This window comes from Anaerolineae bacterium (assembly GCA_011176535.1).
Lineage (GTDB): Bacteria > Chloroflexota > Anaerolineae > Anaerolineales > DRMV01 > DUEP01.
Genome location: DUEP01000085.1, coordinates 1 through 11,183 on the forward strand (window position 1 = coordinate 1; position 11,183 = coordinate 11,183).

An 11,183-nucleotide genomic window follows, 5' to 3' on the forward strand; every position below is an offset into this window, starting at 1 on the left:
GATGTCTACGGCTCCCCCGGCGACTATCTGGGCTCGGGCATGGACGGGATGGCTATCTATGTCCACAACAACGGCCAGGATCAGTTGGCCCAGATCACCAAGCGGGGCAAGTTGGTGGTGTATGGCGATGTGGGGCAGACCTTCGGCTACGCGGCCAAGGGCGGCGAGATGTACATCCTGGGCAACGCGGCCGGTCGCCCGCTCATCAACGCGGTAGGGCGGCCGCGAGTGGTCATCAACGGCACGGTGTTGGACTACTTGGCCGAGTCCTTCATGGCCGGCGATCCGTTGGACGGCGGTGGGTTCGCCATCCTTAACGGAATGACCGTGGACGCCGACGGCCAATGGGTGCCTCTGGAGACGCCTTATCCCGGCGGCAACCTGTTCTCCCTGGCCTCGGGTGGGGCCATCTACCTGCGCGACCCGTACCGGCGGGTGCAGGAAGGGCAACTCAACGGCGGCGAGTTCGTCGAACTCAGCGAGGCCGACTGGCAGACCATCCGACCCTACCTGGAGGAAAACGCCCGCCTGTTCGGCCTGAGCGTGGAGCGCTTGCTCACCGTGGACGGCGAGCGCCGGGCCCCGCACGAGGTGTACCGCAAGGTGCAGCCGGCCCGCGTGCGCGAGTTGCAGGCCGAAGAAGCCTGGGTGCGCGGCGAGCACCATTAGCCGCGCCAGAGCGAAAAAGCCAGGCCCCAGGAGCCTGTTTTCTCCTGGGGCCTTTTTTTATTTTCTCTTCCATCATCGCCACGGTTTGGGCTGTTTCGGGTTTTTCCTGTGGCCCCTGTTGCCGCTCTACTTCCTGTTCCGCTGGCTTTTCCGGTAAACGCCGTGCTGTCGGGCTGGGGAGGTTGGAGGGGGCAGGCGGGCGGAAAGCCATTGGGTGATCGCCGCATCGACCTGGGGCAGGGCTTTAGCCACAGATGGGCTGAGGAGGGTTTCGCCTGGATCCAGCCGCTGTATCTCGATCCCCAGGATGTGGATCTCTTCTGGAAGGGGATGACCCACCTTTTGGGCCAACAGCAGCGTCTCGGCCAGGCCCCAGCCGTGGGCCGAGGCGTGGCCGGCGGCGAAGGCCTGGGCCTGCTCGGGGGTCAGATGATGTAGGGTGCCGGGCGGCGCGCCGGAGCGCACGGCATCCACCAGCAGGGCGGCGCGGGCTTCGCCCAGCGGCCCCAACAGCGTCAGGCCGGGGCTTTCCAGGATGAGCACCCGCACCTGGGGGTGGTTCGCCAGATGCGGGTGGGCCTGCACCCAGCGAGCGACGGCCTCCAGCCCCACGGCGTCGTCCCCGCGCAACCGCTGGCCGAGACCGCAGACCAGCAGCGGCGGCGTCATGCGCGCTCCACCTCCAGGCGTAGGAAGTGCGTGGCGCAGGAGATGCAGGGGTCGTAGGCGCGGATGAGGTGTTCACAGGCCAGGGTGGCCTCCTCGTGGGGCAGCTCGAGGATGGCCGGCGCCAGGGCGCGCAGGTCTTCTTCTATGCGGGCCAGGTTCTGCGCGGTGGGCGGTACGATGCGGGCGAAGGCAATGCGCCCGGTGCTGTCCACCTGGTACCGGTGGTAGAGCACGCCACGCGGAGCCTCGGTGGCCGCCGCCCCCTCGCCATTGCGGGGGTGGGCGCGGATGCGGCTGGGGCCGCTGGGCTCCCAGCGCTGGGCGATCTCCAAAGCCACGGCGCAGGCGTGCACCATCTCCACCGCCCGGGCCAGCAGGGAGCGGTAAGGGTTGCGCTCCACCGGGCGGAAGTTGATTTCCTCGGCCGCGGCGCGGGCGAGGGGGTGCAGTTGCTCGTAGTTCAGGTTGAAGCGGGCCAGTGGGCCGACCATGTACGGGTTCCCCGCGCGGGTGCGGCTGTGCAGGGCGCTGGAGTGGGGCACTTGTTCTTCCAAGTAGCCGTGCTCGAAGTCCTCTTCGGAGAGGTCGCCGTGCACCGAGGAACGCAGTACGCCTTCCAGGATGGCATACTCCTCGGAATGGTGCAGGGCGACGAATTCCGCCTCCACCTCGAAGTCGGGGAAGGGCAGTCCCGCGGCCCAGCGTACGGTTTCCTGGGAAGCCTGCAGGGCCCATGCCAGTTCGGGGACCAGAGCGCGGATGGCTTCCACATCCGGCCAGGCGTAGAAGCCGCCCACCGTGGGGTTGATGGGGTGCACGGCCCGCCGACCGATGGTTTCCAGCACCCGGTCACCTAAGCGTTTGAGCCGCATGCCGTGCTGCACGACTTCAGGGGCCACCTGGGCCAGGTCCAGGGCGCTGGGGTGGCCGGTGAGGTCCGGCGCCTGGAGCAGGTAAATGTGCAGGGCGTGGCTCTGAATCCATTCGCCGGCGTAGAGCAGATGCCGCAGGTCGCGGATGGCAGGGGAAACCCGGATGCCCAAAGCCTTCTCCAGGGCGCGGGCGCTGCTCATTTGATAGGCCACCGGGCAAATGCCGCAGATACGGGCGGTGATGTCGGGCACCTCTTCGAAACGCCGACCCCGCAAAAAGCCCTCGAAGAAGCGTGGGGGCTCAAAGATATCGACCCGCACTTCCTCTACTTCACCCTGCGCGTTGACCTTGAGGTAAAGCGCGCCTTCGCCCTCGACGCGGGCCAGGGCGTCCACCTGAATGGTGCGGGGGGATGTCATCGGGCACCTCCCTCTGAGGGTTGATCCTCCAGCGCGGTCATGGTTTCCCGGAACAGCGGGTCATAGCCGGCGATGTGGCGCGCCAGCAGCCGCGCCTCGCCGGGGTATTGTTCGTGGGTGAGGGCCATTTGGGCCCACGCCTGGGGTTGCCCCTGGGGATAGGCGCCAAAGCAGCCGAAGCAGCCGCGCCCCACGCTGGGGCACAGGGCGCCGCAGCCGGCGCGGGTGATGGGCCCCATGCAGGGGTTCCCCTGGGCCACCACCACGCAGGGCACGCCCTGGCGCTTGCACTCCATGCACAGGGGCGTGTCGGGAAGGCGGGGCGGGGCGCCTTGCAGCAGCGCCAGCAGGGCCTGCACCACCCAGTGCCCGTTCACCGGGCATCCAGGGATAGCGTAGTCCACCTGGATGTGTTCGTGCAACGGCGTGGACTTGGCCAGATAGTCCAGGTATTCCGGGTGCGGGTAGACCGTGCGGGCCATTTCGGCGGCGTCGGCAAAGTTGCGCAGGGCCTGCACGCCGCCGATGGCCGCGCAGGTGCCCAGGGCGATGACCGTGTTGGCCTCTTCCCGGATGCGGTGGATGCGCTCGATTTCTTCAGGGGTGGTCACTGAGCCTTCTACCAGGGCGATGTCGTAAGGGCCGGGTACGATGCGGCTGGTGGCTTCCAGGAAGAAGGCGATCTCCACCCGCCCGCTCAGGGTGAGCAGGTCTTCACCCAAATTGAGCAGCGAGAGTTGGCAGCCGTCGCACGAGGAGAATTTGTAGACGGCCAGTTTGGGCCGAGCGTTGGCGCTCATGGACACCTCCTACCAGTGTTCCACATTGAAATAGGGCTCCAGCCTGTCGAAGCGGAAGACCGGCCCATCGCGGCAGACGAAGTACGGCCCCAACTGGCAGTGGCCGCACAGGGCCTGGCCGCACTTCATGTTGCGCTCTAACGAGAGGTAGAGTCGTTCGGAAGGGATGCGCCGGGCCATGGCCTCATACACTACGAAGCGCATCATGATCTCCGGGCCACAGGTGAAGACCACCGTGTGCGCAGCGTCTACGCGGAACTGGTAGAAGAGCAGCGGCACCACGCCGACGGCGCCCTTCCAGTCCCGGTCGGCCCGGTCTACCGTGACCATCACCCGGATACCGCCTTCCTCCCAGCGGAGGTATTCCTCGGTGTAAAGGAGATCGGTGGAGGTGCGGGCCCCGTAGAGCAGAATGACCTCGCCGTAATCCTGGCGGTGGTGCAGCACATGGTAGATCACCGGGCGCAAGGGAGCCAGGCCAATGCCACCGGCCACCAGAAGGATGTTCTGGCCCCGGAAGGCTTCCACCGGCCAGGGGGTGCCAAAAGGCCCGCGGATGCCCAGCCGGTCCCCCGGGCGGAGGGACACCAACCGGCGGGTGACCGTCCCCACGGCGCGGATGGTGTGGGTGAAAGTCTGGGGCTCCTCAGGATTGGAGGAAAGGGAGATGGCCGCCTCGCCCACGCCGGGCAGCGAGAGCATGTTGAACTGGCCGGGTTGGAAGGCAAAGGGGGCGCCGTCCACCAGACGCAGGGTGAGGGAGGTGGTGTCGCCGGTTTCCGGGCGGACGGCGACGACCTCGGCCAGAGCGGGAGCCAGGAGGGTGTGGGGATGGGTGGGAGAGAGGGATGGGACAGTGGTCACGGCTACCTCCTTTCGCTGGCGGTTTCGGCCACGAACTGACGGGCCACCTCGGTGAGATCAATGGCGGCCGGGCACCAGGTGATGCAGCGGCCACACCCCACGCAACCGGAGACGGCGAACTGCTCCTCCCAAGTGGCCAGTTTGTGCGTGACCCACTGGCGAAAGCGCTCGCGCACGGTGGGGCGGGCGCTGCCCCCGGCGGTGTACGCATGGCCGGGAGCGTAGCACGAGTCCCAGCGCCGAAAGCGCGTCACCTGGTCGCCTTCCAGGGTGATCTCGTCTTCCACATCCCAGCAGAAGCAAGTGGGGCAGACCTGGGTGCAGTTCCCGCAGCCCAGGCAGCGGGCGGCCCATTCGTCCCACAGGGGGCTTTCCAGTTGAGCCAGCAGGGCGCGGCGCACCGCCTGGGGGTCGGGCAGGGCCGTCGGCATGTGTTGCCGGGCCGCCTGGAGTTCCTGCCGGGCGCGTTCCAGCCAGAAGGACGAAGCCGGCTCCCAGGGCAGGTCGGCGAGGATTTCCCGCCCGGCCTCGGAGCCGATTTGGATCAGGAAGCCGTCGTCCAGTTCGGTGAGCAGCAGGTCGTAACCCTCCGAGGCTTCGGGGCCGGTGCCCCAGGCGACGCAGAAACAGGTGTCGCCGGGGCGGGTGCAGTTGACGGCTATGATAAACAGCCGGGCGCGCCGGGCGCGGTAGAGCGGATCCTCCCAACCGGGACGCAGGAAGACGCGGTCCAACACGGCCAGGGCGGCCAGTTCGCAGGGGCGCACGCCGAGCAGCGCCAGGCGGGGAGGCGTTTCCCTCGGCGCGGTGACCTCCCAGGAGCCGTTTTGGCGCTGCCAGGTAAAGAGCGGTTCCCGGGGAGGGAAAAGATAACGCTTCCAGGTGTCGGGCCCTGGGGTGATGTCAAAGGCGTGGCGGTGGTTGGTGTGCTCCAGCGTGTAGCGTCCGGCCGCCTGGTGGCTGATCCAGCCCCAGGGGAGGTCGGCGGCGCTGTGGAGCGGGCGGTAGCGTAGCACACCGTCGTGGATTTGTGGGCCGTGGACCTCATAGCCGGCCTCCTTAAGGCGGGCGATAAGGGCGTCTAGGGCCTCGGCAGGCAGGGCGACGAGGCTGTCAAGGGAGAGTTCGCCGTAGGTCATGGTCGCTTCTCCTCCTGCGGCTTGGCGTACATATCCAGCAATTGCAGCCGCGTGGTCAGCAATCGTTTGGCGATCACATTGCTCAGCCGCCGCATGACCAGACAGCCCAACGCCGGGTTTTCATCGCAAAGGCGCAGCAGGGCGTTGGCGTCCATGAGGGCCAGGCGGCTCGGCACTAAGGCCACCGCGGTGGAGGTGCGGCGGCGCACCTGGGGGACCACGCTGGACCAGCCAAAGACTTCGGTGGGCTCCAGCGTGAGCAGGCGGACCCGTCCCCGGCCGGGAACATAGATTTCCAGGGCGACGCGTCCTTCCAGTAGGATGTAGAGGTAATCCTGGGGCTCGCCCTCGCGGAAAATCACCGTGCCGGGGGCGACGCTTTTGAGGGAGGTGATGTTTTTGAGGAGGGTGAAGTGTTCGGGGGAAAGGCGTTGAAACCAGGGGAGGGTGCGCAGCACGGCATCTAAATCCAGTTCCTGAGAAACCTTCATCGGGCCACCTCCGGAAGATAAGGGGCACGGACCATAAACTCTTTTTCATAATTCAGGTTAGCATGAGGAGGCGGGGAAGGCAAGTGATAAAGGTCATGCCTTTGGCTTGCATTTCCTTGAAGAGAGAGGCCGCTGGCTTTTGGCTTCCTGGCGGGTGCGCCCCCTTCGTCGCCAGGCCTGGGTCCTCGGTTCGCCCCCATGGTTACCCCAGGGAGGGCGTTTTCAGCGTCCTCCTTATTTTTGCTGTGCAGATGCGCCTTCGTCCCCTGACAGGCGGTGCAAAGGTGCTTTGGTCGAGGGCCCGGCCGGCCCCAGAGGCAAGGTGGGGTGGGTCAGTCTGCCCTGGGAGGGGCGACCTTTTCGAAGGCCAGTTTGTTGTCGTCGGGCCCGTCGTAGCCGCAGAGCCCGGTGCGCGGGGAGTTCACGATGGGCAGGAGCCCGGTTTCATCCAGCCCCTCAGCGTGCGTCTCGCACAGCGGCCGTGTTCATTGAATACATCCCAGTAGGCGGCCTCTTGGCCGCAATGGGCGCAAGGGACGAAGGGCTTGAGGTTGTGGCTGAGGCTCTCGATGCCTTTTTCGGGGCCAGATCAGGTCGGTGTCTCCGGGGCGCTGGCCCAGATGTTTTTTGATGTGGCGGGTCAAGTCGCCTTTGGCCATTTCGCGGCCACAGAGGAAGCATTGGCCACGAGGCTGACGTTGCGGGGGCATGGTCTCGTCTCCTTTCCGGGCGTGAGGGCGCCTGGCCCCGGAGGGGCAGGGCGGGATTTCGTATAGCCCATGTCCGCTTTTGGCGATCCGCCACGCCCCGCGGTGTGCCACGGGGTGGCTCAATCCCGGCGGCTCAGGGCTTTGATCAGGTTGCGTTTGAGCAACACGCTGGCCGTGAGCAGCCCGCCGGCCGCGGCCCCGCCTACGCCCGCCGTGCTCACATCCGCGCCGGTGAGGTACAGGCCGGGGATGGGCGTGGCCGGACGCAGCAGCGGCTCCCGAAAACGGGCCGGTGTGTGGGCCAGGCCGTAGATGCTACCCTGGGGGTGTCCGGTGAAGGAGAGGGTGCTCAGCGGCGTGCCCAACTCGGCGATCTGCACCCGTCCGCGCACCTGGGGCAGCAGCCGGTAAAGCGCCTCCAACAAGCGGTCGGTCAGCCGAGTCTTGAAGGCCTCGTATTCCGCGCCGCGCTTTCCCCAGGGGGTGTTGGCCCAGGGGCGGAACCATGCCCAGTTGGCCGGGGTGACGATTTCCAGGGTGGCGCGTCCGGGGTAGCGGCGGGCAAAGTCCGGGTCCCGCGCCGCGGCGGAGGAGAGGAAGAGCATGGGGAAGGGCGTCTCGGGATCGGCCAGGTAACGGGCCAGATTCTCGTCGTGCCGTTCGTCGGGATACACCCACAGGTTGTGCTTAGGCAGGCCGATCTCCTCGGCCGTGCCTTCCAGGCCTACATGGAGGACCAGGTGGGCCATGGAAAGGCCAATGCGTTGGATGGCATCCAGGGCGCCGCTGCGTTGGGTGACCTCCCTGGGCACTAAGTGGGTGAAGGTGGCGGCGAAACCGGCGTCGCTGATCACCCGGGGAGCGAGGATCTCGCGCCCATCGGCCATGCGCACCCCGATGGCCCGCCCGTCGCGGATAAGGATTTGGGTCACCTCGGCCCGCACCACCACGGCCCCGCCGTGCTTTTCGATCAGGGGGATGATGTGCGCCGCGATCGCCGAGGAGCCGCCCACAGGGTAAGTCGCGCCGCCGAAGTAATGGTTCGCCAGCATGGCCTGCATGGCGAAACTGGCCTGCCTGGGCGGCAGGCCGTAGTCGCCGTATTGGGCGGTCAGCGTCGCTTTGAGGCGCGGAGAGGCCCTCAGTTCGGTGAGCACCTCGTCCACAGTGCGGTCGGCGTAACGATAGAAGGCGCGGGTCAGCTGTTGGGCCAGACGACCCGCCGCGCCGGGGAGGGCTTTGGCCGCGAAATAGGTTTGGGAGGCCGCGACGGCTTCCCGCACGGCCTGGAAGTAGCCGTCGATGGCCGCTTTTTCGTCGGGGAAAGTGGCGTGCAGGGCGGCGCGCAGGTTTTCCCGTCCGGCCACGAAGTCGAAGGCGAAGTCGTCGAGCAGCACCCGGTCATAGACCTCGCCCAAGGAGGCCCATTGGAGCCGCCCTTCGGTGACGGTGTCGAACAGGCGGCGCAGAAGCGTACGCGGGCTGAGCACCTGGCCGATGTAATGCACGCCCACATCCCATTCGTAGCCGGAGCGGGTGAAGGTGTGCGTAAAGCCGCCGGGGGTGTAGTGGCGCTCCAGCACCAGCACGCGCTGACCGCCAAAGCGGGCCAGCAACGCTGCGGTGGTCAGGCCGCCGATGCCCGAACCGATGACCAGGGCATCGTAGTGCTCAAAGTCGCGGTGAAGTTTGTAAGGGGTACCCAGGGTGGTCATGAGAAGGTCATCCTACCAAGGGGAGAGCAACGGGTGGGAACAGGCTAGATGTTATAACGTCCGGTTGTCGTGGGTTGGTTGGGTTGGGGTCTCTTCGGCAGAGCCCGGCAATCCTTCCCGGAACGCCCGGACTCCCCGGCAATCCGACTGATGCGCCCTACACCGAAGAGGAGCATCACGATCACCAGGATGATCAGAAGTTCCCCAAGTCCCAGATCTATTTTGTGCCTCCGAAAGGATCAAGTTGAAGTGCTTTCATCATACCATAATCCCTCAGAGGAAGGATGGCACAGGGCCGTTCAATGCCCTGGTCAACAGGGGGGCTCCAGGCCATGGGCTTCCAGAAAGGTGTGGTCCTCGAGCAAGGCCTCGGTCGACCCATCGGCGACCACCTGGCCTTTGTCCAGGACCACCATCTGGGAGAAGCCCTGGGCCACCAGGCGCATGTCGTGGGTGGCCATCACGATGGTCTGGTGCAGGTCCTGCAAGAGGGCCAACAGTTGTCGGCGGGGGCGGGGATCCAGATTGGCCGTGGGTTCGTCCAGGGCCAGGATGGTGGACTGCATGGTCAGCACCGTGGCTAGGGCGGCCCGCTTCTTTTCGCCGGCGCTGAGGTGGTAGGGGCTCCGTTGGGCCAGGTGGCTCAGCCCCACTTGTTTGAGGGCCTGGATGACCCGGCGGTGGGCCTCTTCAGGGGTGAGGCCTTGTTGGAGGGGCCAAAGGCCACATCTTCGTATACCGTTGGGGAGAACAACTGGTCGTCGGGGTCTTGAAAGAGCAACCTGATGAGGGCACGAATCCTGGGCAGATGGGGACGCGTTACCGGCAGCCCGCCCCCTTCCACAAGGCCTTGCCTTGCAAAATGCCGTTGAGATGCAGGAGCAGGGTGGCCTTCCCGGCCCCGTTTGGCCCCACAATGGCGACCTGCTCCCCAGGATAAATGTCCAGGTGGATGTTCTGCAGGACCGGGATATGCTCGGCTGCGCAGGAAGAGTTGCTCCATCATGTGTCCGGTCACGCGGATCTGCCAGCGGAGGCCGGGGCGGCGTCGTCCGGGCGTTGGCGCGGCGCGGCCAGGCGATAGAGGCCCGCGCCGATGAGGGCGGTCAGGATGGCCATGTTGAAGATGTTGGCGCCCATCGCCAGCAGGCCGTCATCCTGGAAGAGGATGCCCTGCACCATGATCACCGTGGTCATGGCGAGGGTGCCTTCCCAGGGGCCTAACAGCACGGCGGCCAACACGCCACCCAACAGGTGGCTGGAAGTGCCTCCCGGGATGGGAAAGTTGAGTATCTGGGCGGCGAAGATGAAGGCCGCCATGATGCCCATCAGGGGAGCCTGGCGCTCCCCAGGGTGCGTCGGCTTTGGTGCAGGGCCAGAGCGAGGAACGCCGCGCTGACCAGCCAGAGGGTCAGGGCCAGGGGCGCGCTGAGAAAACCGTCGGGAATGTGCATGGGTTTGGGCGTGGGGAGAACGGCGAAGAGCACGACCGACCTTCTTGCTGCGTGCGAAAGGGAGAAAAAGCAGGCAGGACGCTAACAGATTCGGGGCAGCAGGTTGCCGCTCAGAGGGGGGACAAGGCGCCTGGCGCCTAAGGTGGTTTCCAGCACCACCTGCCCCGGCGGCGTGGGCGTCACCTGGCCGATGATGCGCGCCTGGCGCCCCAGGGGATGCCTCCGGAGCGCGTCCAGGGCGGCCTGGGCTTCTTCCAGGGGCACGATGGCCACGAACACCCCTTCGTTGGCCACATAGAGCGGGTCCAGCCCCAACAGTTCGCAGGCCGAGCGGGCGGCTTCGTGGACGGGGATCTCCGCTTCGCGGATGAGGATGCTCACCCCGGACGCCTGGGCCAGTTCGTGCAGGGTGGTGGCCAGTCCGCCGCGGGTGGCGTCGCGCATGGCGTGGACATGGGGGGCGGCGGCCAGCAAATCGGCCACGATACCGTTGAGAGGGGCGGCGTCGCTGCGGAGATCGGACTGGAAGTCCAAGCCTTCGCGCAGGGTCATAATGGTCATGCCGTGGGCGGCGATGGGGGCATTGAGCAACACCACATCGCCGGGGCGAGCGTTGGCGGCGTCCACTTCCACGCCCGGGGGGATGAACCCCACCCCGGCCACGCTGATGTACACGCCGTCGCCTTTGTGTTTTTCCACCACTTTGGTATCGCCGGCCACCAACTGCACCCCGGCCCTCTGGGCCGCCTGAGCCATGGCTTCGGCAATGCGGCGCAGGTCGCGCAGAGGGAGCCCTTCTTCGAGGATGAAGGAGGCGGCCAGCCAGAGGGGGCGCGCGCCCATCATGGCCAGGTCGTTCACCGTGCCGTACACCGCGATTTCGCCGATGCTGCCGCCGGGGAAAAACAGGGGGCTGACCACATGGCCGTCGATGGAAAACGCTAGCCGTCTCTCCCCTTCACTGGGAAGCACGGCGGCGTCGTTCAGACGATCCAGGATGGGGTTGTGGAAGAGGCGACCGAAGACCTGACGGATGAGTTGTTGGGTCAGGCGCCCACCGGCGCCGTGGGCCAAAAGCACGCGCTGTTCGGTCATGATGGCTTGCTCCAGACCTCAGCCTTTGGGGGAGAAACGCACCTGAGGAACTCCTTCGAAATGGCGGTCTTGCGTCCAGACGACGGCATCATAGCGCCGGGCCGTCGCAAGGATAAGGGTAGCGGCCAGAAGAATCCACCAGATTCATACGCGATCGACCCCCTCACGCTCTATCTCGGTATCCAGGCCCTTCAAGAATCCGTAAGCCTCCTCGAAAGACAGAACAGGGACAAGTTCTATTCGCCCCTCGTGGACCAATACCTTCATGTGTTGCCCAGGGCGCAA

10 protein-coding genes and 2 pseudogenes are annotated in these 11,183 nt (G+C 66.2%); 1 reads left to right on the forward strand and 11 read right to left on the reverse strand.

Annotated elements, in window-relative coordinates; all coding sequences use genetic code 11:
• Window positions 1-669: glutamate synthase (locus tag G4O04_08100; protein HEY58481.1), on the forward strand; the 669-nt coding region annotated here is incomplete at its 5' end.
• Window positions 670-795: 126 nt separating this feature from the next.
• Here the strand turns inward: G4O04_08100 and G4O04_08105 are convergent.
• The 11 genes and pseudogenes from G4O04_08105 to hypE form a co-directional block, all read right to left on the reverse strand.
• The gene (locus G4O04_08105; protein ID HEY58482.1) at window positions 796-1,338 is read right to left on the reverse strand and encodes a hydrogenase maturation protease; all 543 of its coding nucleotides are present in this window, start codon (window positions 1,336-1,338) and stop codon (window positions 796-798) included.
• The gene (locus tag G4O04_08110) at window positions 1,335-2,630 is read right to left on the reverse strand and encodes a Ni/Fe hydrogenase subunit alpha (GenBank protein HEY58483.1); all 1,296 of its coding nucleotides are present in this window, start codon (window positions 2,628-2,630) and stop codon (window positions 1,335-1,337) included. Before G4O04_08110 ends, G4O04_08105 begins: the two co-directional genes overlap by 4 nt.
• Entirely contained in the window at window positions 2,627-3,430 is an 804-nt protein-coding gene (locus G4O04_08115) for an oxidoreductase (GenBank protein ID HEY58484.1), read from the reverse strand. The genes G4O04_08110 and G4O04_08115 overlap by 4 nt, the downstream gene beginning before the upstream one ends.
• Window positions 3,431-3,439: 9 nt before the next feature.
• Window positions 3,440-4,249, reverse strand: a complete 810-nt coding sequence (locus G4O04_08120) for a Ni/Fe hydrogenase subunit gamma (protein HEY58485.1) — start codon at window positions 4,247-4,249, stop codon at window positions 3,440-3,442.
• 47 nt (window positions 4,250-4,296) lie between these two features.
• The gene (locus tag G4O04_08125; GenBank protein ID HEY58486.1) at window positions 4,297-5,433 is read right to left on the reverse strand and encodes a sulfite reductase subunit A; all 1,137 of its coding nucleotides are present in this window, start codon (window positions 5,431-5,433) and stop codon (window positions 4,297-4,299) included.
• A complete protein-coding gene (locus tag G4O04_08130; protein HEY58487.1) occupies window positions 5,430-5,924 on the reverse strand; it encodes a cyclic nucleotide-binding domain-containing protein in 495 nt (164 codons plus the stop codon). The genes G4O04_08125 and G4O04_08130 overlap by 4 nt, the downstream gene beginning before the upstream one ends.
• A gap of 829 nt (window positions 5,925-6,753) precedes the next feature.
• Window positions 6,754-8,349, reverse strand: coding sequence for an NAD(P)/FAD-dependent oxidoreductase (locus G4O04_08135; GenBank protein ID HEY58488.1), 1,596 nt, complete (start codon window positions 8,347-8,349; stop codon window positions 6,754-6,756).
• 44 nt (window positions 8,350-8,393) lie between these two features.
• Complete coding sequence (locus tag G4O04_08140) at window positions 8,394-8,525, reverse strand: hypothetical protein (protein HEY58489.1); 132 nt, start codon at window positions 8,523-8,525, stop codon at window positions 8,394-8,396.
• Between the two features lie 135 nt (window positions 8,526-8,660).
• Window positions 8,661-9,321 (reverse strand): annotated as a pseudogene (locus tag G4O04_08145) (ABC transporter ATP-binding protein).
• Between the two features lie 42 nt (window positions 9,322-9,363).
• Window positions 9,364-9,803, reverse strand: a pseudogene (locus G4O04_08150) (energy-coupling factor ABC transporter permease).
• A gap of 81 nt (window positions 9,804-9,884) precedes the next feature.
• Window positions 9,885-10,898, reverse strand: a complete 1,014-nt coding sequence (hypE, locus tag G4O04_08155) for a hydrogenase expression/formation protein HypE (GenBank protein ID HEY58490.1) — start codon at window positions 10,896-10,898, stop codon at window positions 9,885-9,887.
• Between the last annotated feature and the right edge of the window lie 285 nt (window positions 10,899-11,183).

What these genes read in the sequence shown, in the direction of transcription:
- G4O04_08125 (HEY58486.1), bottom strand. Translation starts at nt 5,433, where the DNA reads ATGACCTACGGCGAACTCTCCCTTGACAGCCTCGTCGCCCTGCCTGCC.
- G4O04_08115 (HEY58484.1), bottom strand. Translation starts at nt 3,430, where the DNA reads ATGAGCGCCAACGCTCGGCCCAAACTGGCCGTCTACAAATTCTCCTCG.
- hypE (HEY58490.1), bottom strand. Translation starts at nt 10,898, where the DNA reads ATGACCGAACAGCGCGTGCTTTTGGCCCACGGCGCCGGTGGGCGCCTG.
- G4O04_08140 (HEY58489.1), bottom strand. Translation starts at nt 8,525, where the DNA reads ATGCTCCTCTTCGGTGTAGGGCGCATCAGTCGGATTGCCGGGGAGTCC.
- G4O04_08105 (HEY58482.1), bottom strand. Translation starts at nt 1,338, where the DNA reads ATGACGCCGCCGCTGCTGGTCTGCGGTCTCGGCCAGCGGTTGCGCGGG.
- G4O04_08130 (HEY58487.1), bottom strand. Translation starts at nt 5,924, where the DNA reads ATGAAGGTTTCTCAGGAACTGGATTTAGATGCCGTGCTGCGCACCCTC.
- G4O04_08135 (HEY58488.1), bottom strand. Translation starts at nt 8,349, where the DNA reads ATGACCACCCTGGGTACCCCTTACAAACTTCACCGCGACTTTGAGCAC.
- G4O04_08110 (HEY58483.1), bottom strand. Translation starts at nt 2,630, where the DNA reads ATGACATCCCCCCGCACCATTCAGGTGGACGCCCTGGCCCGCGTCGAG.